Annotated in this window: 19 protein-coding genes; 3 read left to right on the top strand and 16 right to left on the bottom strand. The window is 74.7% G+C overall.

Features of this window, described 5'->3' with window-relative positions:
• Nucleotides 1-217: 217 nt before the first annotated feature.
• The gene (locus ACGFIG_RS27210; RefSeq protein WP_393007599.1) at nucleotides 218-409 is read right to left on the bottom strand and encodes a hypothetical protein; all 192 of its coding nucleotides are present in this window, start codon (nucleotides 407-409) and stop codon (nucleotides 218-220) included.
• 181 nt (nucleotides 410-590) lie between these two features.
• Complete coding sequence (locus tag ACGFIG_RS27205; protein ID WP_393007597.1) at nucleotides 591-1,721, bottom strand: geranylgeranyl reductase family protein; 1,131 nt, start codon at nucleotides 1,719-1,721, stop codon at nucleotides 591-593.
• A 149-nt stretch (nucleotides 1,722-1,870) separates the two neighbouring features.
• On the opposite strand from ACGFIG_RS27205, the gene ACGFIG_RS27200 reads away from it, so the two are divergent.
• Together ACGFIG_RS27200 and ACGFIG_RS27195 are read left to right on the top strand one after the other, a co-directional pair.
• Nucleotides 1,871-2,107 carry a hypothetical protein gene (locus ACGFIG_RS27200; RefSeq protein WP_132239717.1) on the top strand — a complete coding sequence of 79 codons (237 nt, stop codon included), beginning with the start codon at nucleotides 1,871-1,873 and terminating at the stop codon, nucleotides 2,105-2,107.
• A gap of 85 nt (nucleotides 2,108-2,192) precedes the next feature.
• A complete protein-coding gene (locus ACGFIG_RS27195; protein WP_393007595.1) occupies nucleotides 2,193-3,629 on the top strand; it encodes an MFS transporter in 1,437 nt (478 codons plus the stop codon).
• A gap of 117 nt (nucleotides 3,630-3,746) precedes the next feature.
• Here ACGFIG_RS27195 and ACGFIG_RS27190 read toward each other — a convergent pair whose 3' ends face one another.
• The 11 genes from ACGFIG_RS27190 to ACGFIG_RS27140 form a co-directional block, all read right to left on the bottom strand.
• Entirely contained in the window at nucleotides 3,747-4,334 is a 588-nt protein-coding gene (locus tag ACGFIG_RS27190) for a hypothetical protein (RefSeq protein WP_393007593.1), read from the bottom strand.
• A gap of 775 nt (nucleotides 4,335-5,109) precedes the next feature.
• Complete coding sequence (locus ACGFIG_RS27185) at nucleotides 5,110-5,817, bottom strand: hypothetical protein (RefSeq protein WP_393007591.1); 708 nt, start codon at nucleotides 5,815-5,817, stop codon at nucleotides 5,110-5,112.
• A 386-nt stretch (nucleotides 5,818-6,203) separates the two neighbouring features.
• Nucleotides 6,204-6,674 (bottom strand): VOC family protein, encoded by a 471-nt coding sequence (locus ACGFIG_RS27180; protein WP_393007589.1) that lies wholly within the window; start codon nucleotides 6,672-6,674, stop codon nucleotides 6,204-6,206.
• A 143-nt stretch (nucleotides 6,675-6,817) separates the two neighbouring features.
• Nucleotides 6,818-7,447 carry an MBL fold metallo-hydrolase gene (locus ACGFIG_RS27175; protein WP_393007587.1) on the bottom strand — a complete coding sequence of 210 codons (630 nt, stop codon included), beginning with the start codon at nucleotides 7,445-7,447 and terminating at the stop codon, nucleotides 6,818-6,820.
• Nucleotides 7,447-8,532 (bottom strand): S-(hydroxymethyl)mycothiol dehydrogenase, encoded by a 1,086-nt coding sequence (locus ACGFIG_RS27170; RefSeq protein WP_393007585.1) that lies wholly within the window; start codon nucleotides 8,530-8,532, stop codon nucleotides 7,447-7,449. Before ACGFIG_RS27170 ends, ACGFIG_RS27175 begins: the two co-directional genes overlap by 1 nt.
• Nucleotides 8,533-8,718: 186 nt before the next feature.
• Entirely contained in the window at nucleotides 8,719-10,008 is a 1,290-nt protein-coding gene (locus ACGFIG_RS27165) for a nitrate/nitrite transporter (RefSeq protein ID WP_393007583.1), read from the bottom strand.
• Nucleotides 10,009-10,010: 2 nt separating this feature from the next.
• Nucleotides 10,011-10,673, bottom strand: coding sequence for a GntR family transcriptional regulator (locus tag ACGFIG_RS27160; protein ID WP_393007581.1), 663 nt, complete (start codon nucleotides 10,671-10,673; stop codon nucleotides 10,011-10,013).
• Between the two features lie 67 nt (nucleotides 10,674-10,740).
• Entirely contained in the window at nucleotides 10,741-11,847 is a 1,107-nt protein-coding gene (locus ACGFIG_RS27155) for a CapA family protein (RefSeq protein WP_393007579.1), read from the bottom strand.
• A gap of 30 nt (nucleotides 11,848-11,877) precedes the next feature.
• Nucleotides 11,878-12,729 carry an alpha/beta fold hydrolase gene (locus ACGFIG_RS27150; RefSeq protein WP_393007577.1) on the bottom strand — a complete coding sequence of 284 codons (852 nt, stop codon included), beginning with the start codon at nucleotides 12,727-12,729 and terminating at the stop codon, nucleotides 11,878-11,880.
• Complete coding sequence (locus ACGFIG_RS27145; RefSeq protein ID WP_393007576.1) at nucleotides 12,726-13,652, bottom strand: SDR family NAD(P)-dependent oxidoreductase; 927 nt, start codon at nucleotides 13,650-13,652, stop codon at nucleotides 12,726-12,728. Before ACGFIG_RS27145 ends, ACGFIG_RS27150 begins: the two co-directional genes overlap by 4 nt.
• Nucleotides 13,645-15,129: a flavin-containing monooxygenase gene (locus tag ACGFIG_RS27140; protein ID WP_393007574.1), complete on the bottom strand. Its 1,485-nt coding sequence runs from the start codon at nucleotides 15,127-15,129 to the stop codon at nucleotides 13,645-13,647. Before ACGFIG_RS27140 ends, ACGFIG_RS27145 begins: the two co-directional genes overlap by 8 nt.
• Nucleotides 15,130-15,241: 112 nt before the next feature.
• Between ACGFIG_RS27140 and ACGFIG_RS27135 the strand changes: the two genes are divergently transcribed.
• Nucleotides 15,242-15,904, top strand: a complete 663-nt coding sequence (locus ACGFIG_RS27135) for a TetR/AcrR family transcriptional regulator (RefSeq protein ID WP_393007572.1) — start codon at nucleotides 15,242-15,244, stop codon at nucleotides 15,902-15,904.
• 105 nt (nucleotides 15,905-16,009) lie between these two features.
• Here the strand turns inward: ACGFIG_RS27135 and ACGFIG_RS27130 are convergent, their stop codons facing one another.
• The 3 genes from ACGFIG_RS27130 to ACGFIG_RS27120 all read right to left on the bottom strand — a co-directional run bounded on the left by ACGFIG_RS27130 (nucleotide 16,010) and on the right by ACGFIG_RS27120 (nucleotide 19,556).
• A complete protein-coding gene (locus tag ACGFIG_RS27130) occupies nucleotides 16,010-16,909 on the bottom strand; it encodes a hypothetical protein (RefSeq protein WP_393007570.1) in 900 nt (299 codons plus the stop codon).
• Nucleotides 16,906-17,979, bottom strand: a complete 1,074-nt coding sequence (locus ACGFIG_RS27125) for a WxL protein peptidoglycan domain-containing protein (protein ID WP_393007568.1) — start codon at nucleotides 17,977-17,979, stop codon at nucleotides 16,906-16,908. Before ACGFIG_RS27125 ends, ACGFIG_RS27130 begins: the two co-directional genes overlap by 4 nt.
• A gap of 86 nt (nucleotides 17,980-18,065) precedes the next feature.
• Complete coding sequence (locus ACGFIG_RS27120) at nucleotides 18,066-19,556, bottom strand: HtaA domain-containing protein (RefSeq protein ID WP_393007566.1); 1,491 nt, start codon at nucleotides 19,554-19,556, stop codon at nucleotides 18,066-18,068.
• Nucleotides 19,557-19,705 lie beyond the last annotated feature (149 nt).

Raw genomic sequence — 19,705 nt, 5'->3', positions numbered from 1 at the left:
GCTATCTCCGGCGCCCCTCGGGGGGGGTTGGGGGGGGGGGGGGGGGGCTTTTTGGGGGGGGGGGCGGGGGGGGGCGGGGCCCCCCCCCCCCCCCCCCCCCCCGGCCGCTTCTCTTCGTGAGGGAGATCTGAGTCGCCGAAGTGTCGGCGCGCACACGCCGGCCGTGGCGCCGGCCGGGAGGCCGGGCCGCCTCGACGGTGACCGGTCGAGGCGGCCGTCAGGCCCCGTGCCGCAGATCCCACCGGTCCTGCGCGTCGCCGGGGTCCGGCTGATCCCGCCGAGGATCGGTCTCGGTCAGGGCGGTCCGCTCCTCCGGCCGGACCGCGGGCGGCATCTCGCCGAAGCGTACGTGCCGCAGGAAGGTGTAGTCCTCGTCGGTGAACGACGGGCTGGCGTGGCCTTCCGCCATCACCGCTCTCCCTCGGCGTAGCTCTGCTGTGGACAGCGTCATTGTCCACCGTCGTGACCGCGCGCACCACCGCTAAGGCATCCTAGGATCCTGGGTGAAAACGTGGGCCGAGTGGATGTTGGCCGGGCACCCGGTATCGCTCGCGCCACCGGACGGATCGCCACCGGACGGGGTACGGCTCTCAGCGGGCCGGTAACCGGTCCAGCAGCGCCAACGCGGCCCGTACCGGGGCCCGGCGCAAGGTCTCGTCGAAGCTCGCCCGCCCCTGGCAGAACCGCACGAACATCCGCCACCCCGGCGGGGTGGCCAGCAACGCGTGGAAGACCCCCGGCCGCCGGTTGAACACGTCGAGCAGCCGGTGCCCGGCGCGCATGGACGGCACCAGGTCCCGCGCGACCGCGCCCTCGTATCCCGCCAGGTCACCGGCGGCGACCGCCGCGCCGGCCAGCTCGCCCGAGCGCAGCGCGTAACTGATCCCCTCGCGGCTCCACGGCTCCAACAGCCCCGCCGCGTCGCCGGCGACCAGGACGCGGCCCCGACGCAGCGGCGAGTCCTCGGCACGGCAACGGGTCAGGTGGCCGGAGTCGTGGGCGGGTTCCACCCCGGACAGGCCCAGCCGGTCGACGAACCCACGCAGGTAGGCCCTGGTCCGCTCCCCCTCACCCCGGGCGGCGATGACCCCGACCGTCAGGCGGTCACCCTTGGGGAAGACCCAGGCGTACGAGCCGGGCAGCGGACCCCAGTCCAGCAGGAGGCGGCCCCGCCAGCGGGCCTGCTCCCCCGGCGGCACGGGCAGCTCCAGCTCCAGCCCCAGGTCCACCTGCCGGTGGCGGACACCCACGTGCCGGCCGGTCACGCCCGAGGAGCCGTCCGCCCCGATGACCGCCCGCGCGTGGACCGTCTCGCCGTCGGCGAGCCTGAGGCGTACGACGTCGGGGTCCTGCTCGACCGCGCGGACCGCCACCCGCTCGCGGACCTCCGCGCCGGCGGCGACCGCGGCCGCGCGCAGCCGGTCGTCGAACTCCTCGCGGCGCACCATGGCCACCAGCGGACCGCCGCGATGGTGGCGGGTGAAGCGGCGTCGCCCGTCCCGGGTGAACGTCACCCGGTCGACCCGGTCGTGCGCGGGTACCTCGATCCGGTCGGCCACCGCCGCGAGCGAAGTGCCGATCAGCCCGCCCCCGCAGGTCTTGTAGCGCGGGTGCGCGGCGCGCTCCAGGACCAGCGTGCGCACCCCCGAGCGGGCTGCGGCGTGGGCGGCGGAGAGCCCGGCGGGGCCGGCGCCGACGACGGCGAGATCCCAGACGATCACTGATGCAGCCTAGGGCAAGCCGCCACGTCCGGCGGCCTCGGCGCGACGGCGGCACCGCCCGATCGGGTGGGCATCTTCGGTCGCCCAGCGGGTAACCGCGCGGCGCAACCGCCCGTACCGGAGGCGGGGCCAGGCGAAGGGGGCAAGCGATGCGGCAGGTGCAGCTGTCGGATGTCGAGGAACGGGTGTACGACGCCGTCGCGGCGCTCGAGGCCCGGGGCCAGGTTCCGTACCCGGACCTGATCGCCGAGGAGGCCGGCCTCACCGAGGAGCAGTTGCGGGCACCACTGCACCAGCTCACGGAGAAGAACCTGTTGCACCGGGAGGACTCGCCGATGGCGGGTCTGGACTTCGGACCAAGGTTCTGTGCCCGCCAGATGGCGTGAGGCGCCGCGCGCCACATGATGGTTCGCCTCCCCGGGATCGGGGCAGCGCTCGGCGGTGCCCGGTCGCCGTTGCGCGGGAGGCGGGATGAGCCCGCCGGACGCGCCACCGGCCGACGCCACCGCGTCGCCGGACGACCGGCGGCGCTGGCGGGCCCTCGGCGTCGGGCTGGTCGCCGCCTTCATGACGCTGCTCGACGTGAGCATCGTCAACGTCGCCATCCCGTCGATGGAGCGCGCCCTCGGTGCCTCCCCCAGCGACCTGCAGTGGGTGCTGTCCGGGTACGCCCTCACGTTCGGGCTGGTCCTGGTCTCGGCCGGGCGCTTCGGTGACGCGCGGGGCCGACGTTCGGCGTTCGTCTTCGGGATCGCCCTGTTCACGCTGGCCAGCGCGCTGGCCGGGCTGGCCGCCTCGCCCGGCTGGCTGATCGCCGCCCGGCTGCTCCAGGGAGCCGCCGCCGGGGTGGTCAACCCGCAGGTCACCGGGCTGATCCAGGAACTCTTCCGGGGACCCGAACGGGGCCGCCCGTTCGGGCTGCTCGGGGCCACCATCGGCGTCTCCACGGCCGTCGGCCCGCTGCTCGGCGGCCTGCTGATCGCCGTCGGCGGCCAGGAGCACGGCTGGCGGTGGGTGTTCTTCGTCAACGTCCCCGTCGGCATCCTCGCGGTGGTCCTCGGCTGGCGGCTGCTCCCCGGTCGCCCGGCGGGCCCGCACGACCGCCGGCGGCTGGACCCCGTCGGGGTGCTGCTGCTCGGCGCCGGCGTGCTGCTCGTGCTGTTGCCGCTGGTGCAGCAGCAGTGGCGGAGCCAGGCGAAGTGGCTGCTCGTGCCGGCGGGGCTGCTCGCCCTGACCGCCTTCGGCGTGTGGGAGCGGTGGTACGCCCGACACCAGGAACCGCTGTTCGACCTCGGGCTCTTCCGCTTCCGGTCGTACCTGCTGGGGGCGCTGATCGCGCTGGTCTACTTCGGCGGGTTCACCGCGATCTTCTTCATCTTCACGCTCTACCTGCAGAACGGTCTCGGCTACAGCGCGCTGGTCGCCGGCCTGGCCGTCACCCCGTTCGCGCTGGGCTCGGCAGCGGCGTCCGCGCTCGGCGGTCGGATCGTCAACCGCTTCGGTCGTCCGCTGGTCGCGGTCGGGCTGCTCATCGTCGTGGTCGGGCTCGTCACGGTGGTCGTCGTGCTGGACCGGGCCCCGCGCGGTGCCGCCGTGCCGTGGCTGACCGCGGCGCCCCTGCTGGTCGCCGGGCTGGGCAGCGGCCTGGTGATCGCGCCGAACCAGACCCTGACGCTGTCCGAGGTGCCGGTACCGCAGGCAGGCAGCGGGGCGGGCATGCTCCAGACGGGCCAGCGGATCGGTTCCGCCGCCGGGATCGCGGCGGTCGGCTCGGTCTTCTTCTCCTCGCTGGCCGCCAGCGGGAACTTCTCCCTGGCCTTCCGGCACTCGCTGCTGCTGGCCGCCGGCGTGATCGCGCTCGCGCTCGTCGCGGCCCTGGTCGACGTCATTCTCGGGCACCGCAGATGACGACGTGCGCTGCTCGGGCACGGCGCGGCCGAGACCGGCGAACGAGTCCGGGCATGCCGCTGGCCGGCACCCCGGGTGGGGTACCGGCCAGCGGCATCACTCATTCACGTGCGCGGGTCAGTTGTTCCAGTGCTCGGCGACCAGGTCGGCGGCCATCTGCTCCCACTGGGCGTAGTGGTCCGGGTACGCCGACACCTGCACCGTCTGCGCGGCCTTCGTCAGCGGCATGTCCTGCCATCCGTCGACCTGCTTCAGGCCCTTCAGGAACGCCGTCGTCGAGTACTCGGGGTCGGTGATCTGCTCGACCGTGCCCCACCCGCTGGACGGACGCTGCTGGAACAGGCCCTGCGAGTCGTGGTCGTTGCGGTCACCCAGGTGACCCAGGTTCTCCAGCTTCGACTCCTGCAACGCGGTCGCGATCGACACCACGGCCGCCCGCTCGTCCATACCGGCCTTCTTCGTCGCCGCGATGATCGCCTTCACGTTGGCCACCTGCTCGTCGGACAGGTCGACCCGCGACTGCGCGCCCTGCACGCCATGCGGCACCAGCTTGCCCTTGAAGACCGACGGCTTGTCAGCCTGCACCGCCACCGGCACCGACTCCACCACCGGCGCGGCATGCGCGGCAGCCGGACCCGCGAACACGCCACCGGCAAACGCCAGACCCGCAACACCAAGAACGCTCTTACGCAGAATCGTGTTCATCACAGATGCTCCATTCGGGGGTCGACACCCACGCACCGAGGGGGATCGGCTACACGCGGATGCAAGCACCGTCAGGCGCCCAACGAACTCAAAGGGGAAACTCCAGCAAGAGACTGGAGGAAGATCAGATCGGTCACGCCAGCCTGCGGAAACCGGGCTGTCCCGCGGGGCAGGGGAATGCCCTCACGTCGACCGCGACCATGTGTAACCACGACCGGCCCGCCACCATTCCCCGGGATCCCAGCCCGCCACCTCGATCGAGGCGGTGTGGCCTCGTTCCCTCGGACGATGGCCCCTGCCCGCACGGAACGGGGTTGGCCTTGCTCAGCCGTACGCATGGTGTAACGACCCCGCCCCGGCCACGATTCCACCCCCACGATGCGGCCGGTCACACCCCCGAACCGGACACCCCGCCCACCGGGCAACCCCGACGCCGCGAGCCGCCACCCGGACACCGTGGCCTGAACCGAACGCCGCGCGCGGGACGGAGTCGAGAGCAAAAGCGCTGGGCGACGGCCACCGGTGGAACACCAGGGGGGTCTCCCGGCCCCGGTGACGCCCCTGGTGTTCCACCGGTGGCCTCCGATGGCGGGCGAGCCCGGGCGGGAAGTGGTCTCGTGGGCGGGGCAACTCCGACAGGGCCGGGCTGGCCCACCACGACGAGACGCTGCACCCTGGCTGCCGGCCGGACAGCGGTCCGGATGCGGCGCGTCGCCGGCACGGACGGGACCGGCCGGCCTCCCGGGTGCGGGGGCCGGCCGGTGTCACACGACCGTCACCAGAGCTGGGCGACGATGTCCGCCGCCTGCTCCTCCCACTGCGCGTACGCGAAGGGGTAGGCCGAGACCTGCACGGTCTGTGCGGCGGAGGTCAGCGGCAGGTCCTGCCAGCCGCCGACGTTCTTGAGCGCCCGGAAGAACGCCTGCGAGGCGTACTCGGGGTCGGTGATCTGGTCGGGCGAACCCCAACCCGACGACGGGCGCTGCTGGAACAGGCCCTGCGAGTCGTGGTCGTTGTACGCCCCGAGGTGGCCGAGGTTGTAGAGCTTCGACTCCTGCAGCGAGGTGGCGATCCCGATGACGGCGCCCCGCTCACCCACGCCGGTCTCCTTGGCCTCCTCGATGATGGCCTTGGCGTTGGCGAGCTGCGCGTCGTCGAGCGGAATGCGCGACTGGGCGCCCTGCACGCCGTGCGGGATGAGTTCCTCGCGGCTGGGCTTCCCGGCGGACGGCTTGGTGGTCGTACCGCCCGTGGTCGGTGCCGACTCCTCGGCCGGGCCCGGCAGGGTCTTGCCGGTGGCCTGCTCGATCGCCGCCACGGCACCCTCGTGGGGCGCGGACGTGACCGGTGCGGCCACCGCCGTCGGCCCCAGCGCGAGGCCACCGAGGGCAGCCACACCCACCACGCTCAGCGCGATCTTGCGGTTCGGATCCTTCGAGTCCTTCGCGATGGCCGGGAGCCATCGAGTGAAGTCGTACTTCACGATGGTTGCCCTTTCGGTCAGGCGAAGCGCTCCCTGGATGAGCACTCCTGGGGGGAAATTCCGCGCCGGACGGGGTTTCGGCTCCGGCGGTCTGGGGGACACAACCAGCCGGGCCTGTCGGTCATTCCGGAAATGCACCGACCCCGATCAGCTGCGACCGGGGTCACTCGACGGACCGGACGCAGGGGCACCAACGCCCCGGCCGGGCAGCCGCAGGCGGTACGCGGCACCGAGGCGCAGCGGCGTACCCGGGCGTCGCGCGGGCGCCGAACCGGACCAGGACGTGCCAGAGCTGCTTGAGGTGCTGGAGAGTGACGTGTGTCGGCCCTGCGGGACGGCCCACCGAGGCCGGCGCGCAAGCGATCGGGGCGGCGTGGGCCGCCCGCTCACGCTCTGTCGTCGCGTGTGCCGGGGTCGCCCGGCGCTGCCCCTTCGTCGCCGCCGCGCAGCTCCTGGAAGAGGGTGATCTGGAGGCCCGCCGGGGCGTCGAGGCGCGCGTTGAGCGACTGCCACGGCGTCACCGTGGGCGGGGCGATCTCGGTGGCGCCGGCGGAGACCAGGCGGCGGGTGGCGGCGCGGCTGTCGTCCACCTCGAAGGCCACCCGCAGCTTCGGGGCGACCTGCCGGCCGACCTCCACCTCGTCGATCATCCGCTTCTGCGCCGGGTTGGCGATCTCCAGCGTGGCCCGGCCGGCGTCGAGGATCACCACCCGCGCGTCCCCCTCCCCGGCGAACGCGGCCTGTTCGGGCATGCCCAGCGCGTCCCGGAAGAACGCCACCGCGGCGTCGTAGTCCTCGGCCTCCACCACCAGGCGCAACTGGCGTACGGCGGGAGGGCTGCCGGCGTCGTCCGTCATGTCGGCAGAGCCTAGACGAGCGGTCGCGTCGACCTGCTGGTCACGGCCCGGCGGCGAGGACAGCCGGGGCGGGTGGGGCGACGACGCGGCGGCGGCCCGGACAGCCGCTGGACGGCTCCCCGGGCCGCCGCCGGGGCTCGGGATCAGTGCCCCCGGGCCAGCCACTCGTCGAGGTGGGGAGCTTCCACGCCGATGCTGGTGCTCTCCCCGTGCCCGGTGTGCACGACCGTCTCCGGCGGGAGGGTGAGCAGCCGGTCCCGGATCGAGGCGACGATCGTGCCGAAGTCGCTGTACGAGCGCCCCGTCGCCCCCGGCCCGCCGGCGAAGAGCGTGTCGCCGGTGAACACCACGCCGAGCTGCGGCGCGTGGAAACTGCACGCGCCGGGGCTGTGGCCGGGTGTGTGCAGCACGGTCAACGCGGTGCCGGCCACCTCGACGACCTGCCCGTCGCGCAGGTCCCCGCCCGGCGCCTCGTCGGGGTGCACCATGTCCCACAGCACCCGGTCGGCGGGGTGCAGCAGCACCGGCGCGCCGGTGGCCCGGGCCAGCACCGGGGCCACCCGGACGTGGTCGTCGTGCGCGTGGGTGGCGAGGATCGCCCGGACCCGCCGGTCGCCGACGGCGGCCAGGATCGCGTCGACGTCGTGGGGAGCGTCGACGACGACGCACTCGGTGTCGTCGCCGACCACCCACACGTTGTTGTCGACGTCGAAGGTCTGGCCGTCGAGGGAGAACGTGCCGGAGGTGACGGCGTGGTCGACGCGGGCCGTCATCAGAGCACCACCACCGAGCGCAGCACGTCGCCGCGGTGCATCCGGGCGAACGCCTCCTCGACCTGGTCCAGGGCGATCTCCTCGGTGACGAAGGCGTCCAGGTCGAGCCGGCCCTGCAGGTAGAGCTCGGTGAGCAGGGGGAAGTCGCGGCTGGGCAGGCAGTCGCCGTACCAGCTCGACTTCAGCGCGCCGCCCCGGCCGAAGACGTCCAGCAGCGGCAGGTCGACGGTCATCTCCGGAGTCGGTACGCCCACCAGCACGACGGTGCCGGCGAGGTCGCGGGCGTAGAAGGCCTGCTTCCAGGTCTCGGGGCGGCCAACCGCGTCGATCACCACGTCGGCGCCGAAGCCACCGGTGGCGGCGCGGATCGCCTCGACCGGGTCGTCCTCCCGGGCGTTGACGGTGTGGGTGGCGCCGAACTTCCGGGCCCAGTCGAGCTTGCGGGGGTCGGTGTCCACGGCGACGATCGTCGTCGCGCCGGCCAGCGCGGCACCGGCGACCGCCGCGTCGCCGACGCCGCCACAGCCGATCACGGCCACCGAGTCGCCCCGGGTGACCCCGCCGGTGTTCATGGCGGCGCCGAGGCCGGCCATCACGCCGCAGCCGAGCAGCCCGACGGCGGCGGGCCGGGCCGCCGGGTCGACCTTGGTGCACTGGCCGGCGTGCACCAGGGTCTTCTCCGCGAAGGCGCCGATGCCCAGGGCCGGCGTGAGCTCGGTGCCGTCGGTGAGGGTCATCTTCCGCGTGGCGTTGTGGGTGGCGAAGCAGTACCACGGGCGGCCTCGGCGGCAGGCCCGGCACACGCCGCAGACGGCCCGCCAGTTGAGCACCACGAAGTCGCCGGGCGCGACGGTGTCCACGCCCGGCCCGACCTGCTCGACGACGCCGGCGGCCTCGTGCCCCAGCAGGAACGGGTAGTCGTCGTTGATGCCGCCCTCCCGGTAGTGCAGGTCGGTGTGGCAGACCCCGCAGGACTGGATGCGTACGATCGCCTCACCCGGCCCCGGATCCGGCAGCACGATCGTGGTCACCTCGACCGGCGCGCCCTTGCTGCGGGAGATGACTCCCCTGACCTGCTGGCTCACGGTTCCTCCTGATCCACGCCGACGCGTCGCGCCGCCGTCCCGTCGGTGCGCTGACGCGACACCCCGATCACGTTCCTCGGGCGAAACTACCCCGATCGTCGCGGACGATCCGGGGTCGACGGGCGGTTATCCCCGTGACCCGGGCGGCCGGGCCTCTTCCGGCGGGCACCGGGCGCGAGCCGGGGGTCAGGTCGGCGTCGCGGCGGGTGCCCGCGCGGCGAGTTCGCGGCGGGCCGCGTTGCGGTAGCGCAGCACCTGCACCGCGCCGAGCGCCCAGAGGACGTACTGCACGGCGAAGGCCCACCGGAAGGCGGTCAGGTCCGGGGTGGTCTGTCCGGCGGGGGTGGCCAGGTCGAGCACCAGGCCGACGGCCAGCACCAGCACGATCGAGGCGACGAAGCCGCCGACGTTGACGACGCCGGTGGCGCTGCCGATCCGGTTCACCGGGTTGAAGCTGCGCGCGTAGTCGAACCCGATGAGGGAGCCCGGGCCGTTGACGGCGAGCACCAGCACCAGCACCACCAGCAGCCAGGCCGGCGCCCGTCCCGGCCAGGCGAGCACGACGGCCCAGACCGCGGCGGTGGCGCCGGTGATCGCGAAGACCAGCACCGAGCGGTGGAACGGGTGCCGGGCGCAGAGGTGCGCGACCACCGGCCCCATGAGCAGCATGGCGGCGGTCATCAGGGTGAGCAGCGAGGCCGCCGCGGTCGGGCTGAGCCCCTGGCCCTGCACCAGGAAGGGGTACCCCCAGAGCAGGGCGAACACGGCCCCGGAGAACTGGGTGACGAAGTGTGTCCAGAGCCCCAGGCGGGTGCCCGGCGCCGCCCACGCGGCGAGCAGTTCCCGGCGTACGTCGGTGAGGGTGGGCGTCGCGCCGGCCGGGGGCGGTCCGCCCGGGGTGTCCCGGACGGCGACGACGACCATCAGCAGCACGCTCGCCCCGACGGCGGCGGCGGTGAGGAAGGCGGAGGTCCAGCCCGCCCAGTGCAGCAGCGCCACCAGCGGCAGGGCGCCGAGGATCGCTCCGAGCTGGCCGAGCGTGCCGGTCAGCTGGGTCATCATCGGGTAGCGCCGGCCCGGGAACCACAGCGCCACGATGCGCAGCACGCTGATGAAGGTCATCGCGTCGCCGAGCCCGATCAGCACGCGGCCGGCGATCGCCAGGGGCACGTCGGTGGCGAGGGCGAAGCAGAGCTGGCCGGCGACCATCAGCGCGCCGCCGGCGATGAGCAGCAGGCGGGAGCCGAACCTGTCGAGCAGCACCCCCACCGGGACCTGCATCGCCGCGTACACGGCGAGCTGGGCGACGGAGAAGGTGGCCAGCGCCGAGGCGTTGACCTCGAAGCGGTGCGCGGCGTCGACGGCGGTGACGCCGAGCGAGCCGCGGTGGAACACGGCGGCCACGTACGCGGCCACGGCCACGGCCCAGACGAGGCCGGCTCCGGACCGGCGCGCGGAGTCCGGTGCGGTCAGCACCCTCACCGCAGGGCCCGCAGCACGGCCGCGGCGTTGTCGATGTGCGCGGCGACGGCGGCGAGCCAGCGCCGGGGGTCGTCGGAGTCGAGCGCCGCGACCTGCTCGGCGTGCTCGGTGAGCGCCGTCTCGGCCCAGCCGGGCGAGAGCCGGAAGCTGGCCTCGCCCATCCGCAGTTGCCGGTCGCGCAGCCGCTGGTACAGCTCGGCGAAAATCTCGTTGCCGGCCGCCTCCACCACGGTGGCGTGGAAGGCCCGGTCGGCCAGCATCAGCGCGGTCAGGTCGCCGGCGGCGTGCGCGTCACGCATCTCGGCCAGCCGGGCGGCGAGGTCGCCCCGCAGCGCCGTACGCCGGGGCCAGACCCGCTCGGCGGCGTGCAGCTCGACCAGCCGCCGCGCCTCGATCACGTCGTTGATCTCCCGGGCGGAGACCGGGCGGATCAGCGCGCCCCGCTTGGGATAGAGCCGGACCAGTCCCTCCGCCTCCAGGCGCAGCAGCGCCTCCCGGACGGGGGTGCGGGAGACCCCGGTGGCGTCGGCGATCTCCCCCTCGCTGATCAGCGAGCCGCCCGGGTGGATCTGCTCCAGGATCTCGCGCTTGAGGTGCCGGTAGGCCCGCTCGGCGGCCGAGGGAGCGGCCGTCCGGCCCACCGGGGAGGGATGCGTCATGTATCTATGGTGGGTCGGCCGCCCGGGCGTGCCCCCGCGCCCCCGCCGGACGTGGCGCGGGCCACCGTCAGTGCGCGCGCAGCGTCAGCAGCCCGTCGCCGTCGGGGACGAACCCGGATGCGAACGGCGGGCCGAAGCCGTCGAGCAGCCCCGCCAGCCAGCGGGTCTCGTCGGGCGCGGCCCGCTCCAACCGCATCCGGCGCATCCGCACCGGGGCCGCCCGCAGTCGCCGCAGCGCCCCGGTGGCCGCGTCGAGGGTCGGCAGCCACAGCAGCCGCAGCCACGGCCGGTACGCCTCCCGCCCGCCGATCCCCTCGTAGTCGTCGACCAGGTCGCCGCAGCCGTAGAGGATCAGCCGGTCGCGGTACACCTCGACGGGGCGGGGGTGGTGCGACGAGTGACCATGCACCACGTCCACGCCGGCGTCGACGAGGCGGTGGGCGAAGTCGACGTGCGCGGGCGGCACCTCGTACCCCCAGTTGGTGCCCCAGTGCACGGAGACCAGCACCCGGTCCCCCGGCCCGGCCGCGGCGGCGATCCGCCCGGCCAGCGCGTCCGCCGTGGCGACCGAGACCTCCGGCAGGTACGCCACCCCGGGCGCCCCGGTGGTGGCCGCCCAGGGCGGGGGCACCCCGCTCGACGGTACGGCCACCGACCAGACGAGCAGCCGGCCGCCCGCGCGCAGCGGCACCCGGGCGGGCCGCCAGGCCGCCGCCGCGTCCCGGCCGGCGCCCGCCGTGGCGATGCCGGCGGCGGCGAGGGCGTCGAGGGTGTCGGTGAGCCCCACCGGGCCGAAGTCGAGGCTGTGGTTGTTGGCCAGGGCGCAGACGTCGAGCCGGGCCGCGGTCAGGCAGGCCAGGTTCGCCGGGTGCATCCGGTAGTGGATGGCCTTGGCCGGGGCGTGCCCGCCCCGGCCGGTCACCGCGGTCTCCAGGTTGACCACCCGCGCGTCGGGCCGTACGGCGTCGAGCAGGTCGAGCGCCTCGCCCCACGGCCAGGTCGGGGGCGCCGGACGCGGCATCGGCCCGCTGACGGCCCGGGCCAGCTCGACGTAGTCGCGGGCGTCGCGTACCGCCGGTTCGCGCAGCTCGGGCGGGCCGGGGGCGGGCAGGATCGCGTCCACGCCCCGGCCGGTCATCACGTCGCCGCCGAGAAAGAGGGTCAGCTCGGGCACCGGGCCCGCTTTCCCCGTGCCGCCGCCCCCTCACCTGCCGACGGCGGCCTCGGCCCAGAAGTCCACGAGCAGGCGGTGGAACTCCTCGGCGCACTCGATCTGCGGCATGTGCCCGCAGTCGGCGAACAGGTGGGAGCGCGCCTTCGGCAGCCGGGACCGGGCGGCGTCGAGGTGCGTCGCCGGCAGGATCAGGTCCCGGTCGCCCCAGACGACCAGGGTGGGCAGGTCGAGCCGCGCCACCTCGGCCAACAGTTCCTCCCGCCACTGCGGGCTCACGCCACGGAAGGTGCCGAGGCTGCGCGCGGTCTCCAGCATGACCCGGGCGGCGTACGGCTGGCGGGCGACCGCCAGGGCGTGGGCGACGCGTTCGGCGGTGGCGAGGGCCGGGTCGTGGAAGAGGGCGCGCTCCACGCGGCGGGCGGCCCAGCGGTTGGGCCGCAGCAGCAGCCGGCCCAGCGGGCGCAGCGCCAGCAGCCGCAGTGCGATGGTCACCTCCCGGCCGAAGCCGGCGCTGTTGACCAACGTCAGGCTGGCCACCCGGTCCGGTTCGGACGCCGCGAGGCGCATGGCGACCGCACCGCCGAGGGAGTTGCCGACCACGTGCGCCGGCTGGTCGACGCCCACGGCGTCGAGGTAGCGGGCGGCGAACTCGCCCAGCGCCGGCAGGGTGCAGGGGCGGGCCATCGGCAGCGAACCGCCGTAGCCGGGCAGGTCGACGCTGTGCACCCGGAACCGCTCGGCGAGCAGTTCGTGCAGCTCGGTGAAGTCGCGCAGGGTGCGGCCGATGCCGTGCAGCAGCAGCACCGGTGGCCCGTCGCCGTCGACGCGGTGGCACACGCGCCGGCCGTCGACGGTGACGTGCCGCCGGGCCGGGGCGCTCACGCCGGCTCCCCGGCGGTGTCGGCCGCCGGGGTCGCCTCCGGCTGCCGCTGCGTGGGGGCGGGCGGCCCGGTGGTGAGCCGGCGGGCGGGCTCGCCCGCGATCCGGTTGAGCCCGAAGGCCAGGACCCGCTGGTACGACACCGGCGCCACCCGGGCCAGCAGATCGGGCAGCTTCGCCGACCAGCCGATCAGCACCCGGCCCCGGCGGCGGTGCACGCCGCGCAGGATCACCTCGGCGGCCCTGGCGGGGTCGATGGTCAGCAGTCTCTCGAACTGCCGGCGGCCGGTCTCGAACTCCTCGGCGGGCACGCCGCTGCCCACCCGGGCGTTCTGCGCGATCCGGGTGCGGATGCCGCCCGGGTGTACGCAGGTCACCCCGATGCCGTCGCCGGCCAGCTCCTGACGCAGCGCCTCGGTGAAGCCGCGCACGGCGTACTTGCTGGCCGCGTAGGCGGTCTGCCCGGCGGGGGCGATGATCCCGAAGAGGCTGGACAGGTTGACCAGGTGCGCGCCCGGCTCGGCCCGCAGGGTGGGCAGCAGCGCGTGGGTCAGCTGCACCACCGCCCGGAAGTTGACGTCGACGACCCAGCTGAACTCGTCCAGGCTCACCTGGTCGAACCGGCCGCCCAGCGCCACCCCCGCGTTGTTGACCAGCAGTCGTACGGCCGGGTGGCGCCGGCGGATCTCCTCGGCCACCTGGGCGGTGGCGGCGGCGTCGGCCAGGTCGACCACGTAGGCGGTGAGCTGCCGTTCGGGGTGCGCGGCACGGACCGCCGCGACGACGGCGTCGAGCCGCCCCGCGTCGCGGTCGACCAGCACCAGGTCGCTGCCCCGGCGGGCGAGTGCGTGGGCGAGGGCCTCCCCGATCCCGCTGGCGGCGCCGGTCACCACGGCCGTGCCGCCGGTGAAGACGAACCTACGCACGGACGGTCCTCCTTTCCGGTGTGCCGGCGCGGGAGAACCGCACGCCGGGGTCGGTGAGCCGGCCGTGCCGCATCAGCAGGACGTCCCGGGCATAGTTCTGGTGCAGCCGCCACGGCGCCCGGGTGCCCTGCTTCGGCAGGGCGTCGACGCTGCGCAGCACGTAGCCGGCAGTCAGGTCGATGATCGGCTCCCGCTCCCCGTCGGGGGGCGGCAGCGGGGTGACGACCTGCTGGCCGGTGCGGTCCAGGTGCCGCAGCAGCCGGCAGACGTAGGTGGCGACCAGGTCGGCCTTGAGCGTCCACGAGGCGTTGGTGTACCCGATGGTCATCGCGAAGTTCGGCACCCCGGAGAGCATCATGCCCTTGTACGCGACGGTCTCCGGCAGGTCCACCCGCGCGCCGTCCACGCTCAGCGTCATGCCGCCGAGGGCGAGCAGGTTGAGCCCGGTGGCGGTGACGACGACGTCCGCGGCCAGTTCCTCGCCGGAGGCGAGCCGGACGCCCCGCTCGGTGAACGTCTCGATGGTGTCGGTGACGATCGACGCCCGCCCGCGCGCCAGCGAGGTGAACAGGTCGCCGTCGGGCACCACGCACAGCCGCTGGTCCCAGGGGTCGTAGCGGGGCGAGAAGTGCCGGTCGACGTCGTAGCCGGCCGGCAGCCGGCCCCGGGCCGCGCGCAGCAGCAGCCGCCGGACCAGGGCGGGCGCACGCCGGCTGAGCTGGAAGTTGGCGGTGGAGAGCAGCACGTTCTTCCAGCGCACCACCGGATACGCGGCCTTCGCGGGCAGCCAGCGCCGCAGCGCGTCGGCGAGCACGTCGCGCGACGGCAGCGCCAGGACGTACGTGGGTGAGCGCTGGAGCATCGTGACGTGGGCGGCCCGCTCGGCCATCGCCGGCACCAGGGTCACGGCGGTGGCGCCGCTGCCGATCACCACCACCCGCTTGCCGGTGTGGTCGAGGTCGGCGGGCCAGTGCTGCGGGTGCACGATCCGCCCGGCGAACCGTTCGGTGCCCGCGAAGCGCGGGGTGTGGCCGGCGTCGTAGCGGTAGTAGCCCGCGCAGGTGAACAGGAAGGAGCAGGTCAGGGTGACCGTCTCGCCGGTGTCGTCGCGGTGGGCGTGCACCGTCCAGCGGGCGCTGGCGCTGTCCCAGTCGGCCCGCAGTACGCGGTGGCGGAAGCGAATGTGGTCGGTGACGCCGTACTCGTCGGCGGTGCGGCGGACGTAGTCACGGATCGAGTCGCCGTCGGCGATGGCCTTCGGGTCGGTCCACGGCTTGAAGGAGTAGCCGAGGGTGAACATGTCGGAGTCCGACCGGATGCCGGGATAGCGGAACAGGTCCCAGGTGCCGCCGATCGCCTCGCGGGACTCCAGCAGCGCGTACGTCTTTGCGGGGCAGCGGCGGCGCAGGTGGCAGGCGGCGCCGACGCCGGACAGGCCGGCCCCGACGATGAGCACGTCGACATGGTCGATGGCCATCTCGTCTCCGTCCGCCGGTGTGACACCGGACACTAGCCACCACTGTCGAGGCGCGTCAACACCGCGTCGAGTTCGATCGACAGTGTGTTGATCCGGTGTAGAGTCACCGGGCATGACACCCGCCCGTACGGTCACCGGCAGCGCCACCGGGCGCGGACGGCGCGCGGCGCGCTCCGCCGGCGACGAACGGGAGCTGGCCATCCTGGCCACCGCCGAGCGGCTGCTGCGGCAGCGGCCCTTCGCCGACATCTCCATCGACGAGCTGGCGCGCGGAGCGGGCATCTCCCGGCCGACCTTCTACTTCTACTTCCCGTCCAAGGACGCGGTGCTGCTGACGCTGCTGGACCGGGTCATCGAGGAGGCCGACACCGCCGCCGGGGACGTGCTGGAGCGGCTGGCCGAGGACCCGCGCACGCGCTGGCGGGAGCTGATCGGCCGGTTCCACGAGACGTTCGGCGCGCACCGCGCGGTGGTGCTCGCCTGCGCCCAGGTACGCGGCACCAACGCGGAGGTACGCCAGTTGTGGGCGACCGTGCTGGAGCGCTGGGTGCACGCGATCGAGACCGCGATCGAGGCCGAACGGCGGCGCGGGGCGGCCCCCGACGGCGTGCCGGCCCGCGACCTCGCCATCGCGCTGAACTCCATGAACGAGCGCGTCTGGTACGCCACGTTCGCCGGCGACGGGCCGGCGGTGGCCGAGGGCGACGTGGTCGACGTGCTGCGCGACGTCTGGCTGGCGGCGATCTACCACGGCACCGCTCCCCCGCCGGCCTGAGCCCGCAAGATCCGGGCCGGCTCGGTCGCGCCGGGCCCCGGGCGCGGAGCGGGGTCGTCGCGCCTGGCGGACCGGCCGGGAACCGGGCACGGGCGGGGTCCGGCGTCACGTCCGCCGGTCGGCGGGCGGCCGGGCCACGCCGGTGGCGGCCCGGTGCGCCGGTCGGTGCCGCCGCCCCGGCCGCGCGAGCGCCCACAGCAGCGGCGCGGCGGCCAGGCCCAGCAGGCCCCAGGGGTAGCGGGCCGTCTCGACGGTGAAGGCGACGGGCCGGGTGGGCGACTCGATGCGACCGTGCAGTTCGTGCCGGCCGATGACGGTCACGTCCGTCGGGACGCGGATGCGGTACTCGCGGGTCTGCCCGGCCCCGATCGTGCCGAGCGGCGGGGCGTCGACGAACGTGTGCACCCGCCCGGGCCGGCCGAACAGCAGCGAGAACGGGGGGTCCACCGCGTCGGCGGGGCCGACGTTGCGCAGGGTGAGGTCGACCGTCAGGTCTCCCGGCACCCCGAACCAGCCCCCCACCCCGGCGCGGTCGGCGGCGCGCAGGTCGGCGACGACCAGCTCCGCGGCGCCGCCCGACACGGGCGCGGGCGGCGCGTTCACGCCCGCCAGCGGCAGGGCGACGGCGGCCTGGGTGCCGCCGGTGGGCGTACGGGCCCGCAACAGGCAGGGGCAGCCGACCGGTGGGGCGGCGAGCCGCACCGGCAGGCTGACCGTGCCCGAGGGCGGCACCTGCCCGTGCCCGGCCCCGCTGGTCGCGCAGTCGAGCGCGCCACGGCGTGCCGCGTTGCCGCAGACCTCGATCTGCACGGTGCCGGCCGGCCAGCCGCTGAGGGTGACCGGGATCTGCGTGCCGGCCCGCAGCGTGCCGGCCGGCACGGCGATCCGTGGCGTCGCCGGTGCGGCGGACGGCGGGGGCGTGGCGGCGGTGGACGGGGTCGGCACGGCGGGCACCGGGGAGGCCAGCGTGAGCAGTACGGCGGTGGCCGGTAGGAACCGGGTCACGGCGCGCCGCCGGCGGTGCCGGTCACCGGCCGGGTGGTCGGGGGCACGGCGACGGGGCCGGCCGTACGGGCGGCGCGGGCACGGCGGCGCAGCCGGACCGTGAGCCAGCCCGCCAGCACGGCCAGCGCGGCGAGCAGCAGCCACGGGGGCGCCCACGTGCTCGCGGCACGGCGTACCGGTGGCAGCGCCGTGTCCACGGTGGTCGGCGCCAGGTCGATCTCGGCGGTCAGCAGGAGGGCCGGCGGCACGCCGGTGACCCGCTCGGTGACGGTGAAGCCGCCGCCGGGCAGCAACTCGGGCAGGTCCACCGGCGCCGTACGGGCCAGCCGCCAGCCGAACGGCCCCTCGACGGCCACTGTCCCCGTCCCGGCGACGCGCACGTTGCCCGTGTTGCGTACGCGATAGGTGACGACGGCGTCGCCGCCGCCGGCCGGATTGATCGGGTTGTCGTAGCTGACGCTGACCGACTCGACGGCGACGGCGGGGCGGACGTCACCGTTCACCCGGAGGTAGACCCGCGCGGCCAGTCGCTGGTCCACCCGGACCTGCTGCCCGTCGGCGGTGGTCCGGGCCTGGGCGATCGCGGCGATCACCCCGCCCGCGTGGTCGCCCGGCGTGGCGTTGGCGGGCACGCTCAGCCGGAACGGGATGTCGGCGCGGCGCCCGGGCGCCACCGTCCAGGCCTGTCGGTCGAAGCGGATCCAGGAGCCGACGTCGGTGGCCGCCCGGTCGGCCGGCAGCAGGGCGAAGGCGCCGTCGGCGGTGGTGTAGGCGTCGGTGCCGTACACCTGGAAGGTCAGCGGCCGGTCGCTCAGGTTGGTGACGCCGACGTGGTCGGTGAGGGTGGCGCCGGGGGCCAGGTCGTAGATGAAGTAGTTGCGCCCGGTCGGGCCGTCGGGCCCCGACGGCTGTACGGCCCACCGGGTCGCGGCGGGGCCGGGCGTCGCCGGGCCGGAGGCCGGCGCGCCGGTCGGCGCGGGGGCGGCGACGGCCGCCGACGCCGGCCCCGCCGCGAGCAGCGCGGCGACGAGCGTGACACAGGTCCGGGACAGGAGGGTGACGAGGGGCATTGCCGGCTCCGGGTGGATGGATGGCGGTGGCGCGGCCGGTGGGGCGGGCCGTGACGGGCCCGCCCCACCGGTGTTCCGGCGCCGACCTAGGAGAGGGTCAGGGTGAGGGTCGCCGCGTAGTCGCCCGCCGCGGCGGACACCGGCACCCCGAGGTTCAGCTGGGCACCGCAGGTGAAGGTGCCACCGCTGGCCCCGGCCGCCGAGGTGCACAGCGACCGGGCCTCGCCGAGGCCGGCACCGGGCGCGGCGACCGCGCCCGGTACGACCGTGCCGGTCCTGCCGGCCAACGGGTCGTCGACCGCGACCGCGCTCGGCACCCAGCCGAGGTTGTTCGCGGCGATGACCCCGCCGGTGCTGGAGGTGAAGTCGGAGACCTGCCCGACGAGGCTCCAGCCGGCGTCGGTGCCCCGCAGGTCCGCCACGGTGGCGTCGTGCAGTGCCCCGCTGGCGACCTGGCCGTTGGTGACGGCCGGCAGCGCGACGGAGGAGCCGGCCACGCCCAGCGTCAGCGGACCGCCCTTCACGGTGGCGGTGATCCGCTGCTCGGCGTCGCCCCCACCGGTGCCGGTCCCCGCGAAGGTGACCGGCGTGAAGGTGTCCTGGCTGCGATCCGCCGAGCCACGGGCCGCGAAGGTGATGACGTAGCACTGCACGGCGGTGCAGTCCACCCGGTTGCCGGTGCGGTCGGTGTAGACCGCGCTGATCGGCAGCGTGGTGCGGAACGTCCCGTCGGCGTGGAGCCTGTCCCGCGCCTCCGTCGGCTCGTTCGTCGCGTTGACCCACTTCGTCACCTGGAGCACGCCGGCGTTCGCCCAGTGCTCGTCGACCCGGGGGCCGAACGAGACGTAGATGCCGGCCGCGCCGTTGGCGGCGGGGTCGAAGCCGGAGCCCTCGACCGTGATCGTCGCCCCCGACGGGTCGAGCCCGCCGGGCGGGGTGACGGTCACCGCCGGGCGCGCCGGCCCGGCGTCGCCGCTGGTGAACGTGAACGACACCGGGTCGAGCGCGTCACCCGCCGCGTAGAAGCCGTTGAACGCCGTGGCGCCGGCGGCGGTCAGCGTCGCGGCCAGGTTGCTGCCGCCCCCCGTCGCCGGGCTCCCACCGAGCGCGAGCGTCGCGATCGTCGCCTGCCGTACCGACACCGGCTCGGCCGCCGACGTGACCAGGTCGACGTCCGCCTTCAGCACGGCGTCACCGCCGGAGACGGCGACCGTCGGGTTGGCCAGGGTGATGGTGAACATGTGCGCGGGGTACGAGAAGACGACGGTGCCGCCGTACTCCGCGTTGGTGGCACCGGTGGCGGCGTCGTGGGTGCCCCCCGCCGACGGGAAGGTGAACGTGCCGTCGGCGTTGATGGTGGCGCCGTTGCTCGCCGCGATCGGCGGGGTGCCGTTACCGGTCGCGACGTAGGTGCGGAACGACTTCTTGAATCCCCAGGTCAGGGCGCCACCGGTGATGTCTGCCTCGGCTGCCGAGGCGGGGCCGGCGCCCACGAGTGCGGCCGACAGGCCGACGGCGGCGACCGCCGCCCACCGCATCGACCGCCGCCAGGCGTGACCGGCTCTGGATCGGATCATGCTGGATTCCTTCTCTTGATCCGCTACGGACAGTCAGTAAGGTAAGGCAACCCTAAGATGTTGGCCATCTGCGTTCGGGTCGGCTATCCGGACCGAACAACCCCTTGCGAACTGGATCTTCGTAACTTAGGTTAGCCAAACCTAAATTC

It is taken from the genome of Micromonospora sp. NPDC049048 (assembly GCF_043197615.1).
Lineage (GTDB): Bacteria > Actinomycetota > Actinomycetes > Mycobacteriales > Micromonosporaceae > Micromonospora.
Note: the sequence above shows the minus strand (reverse complement) of the source record. Positions and strands in the feature narration are given on the sequence as shown.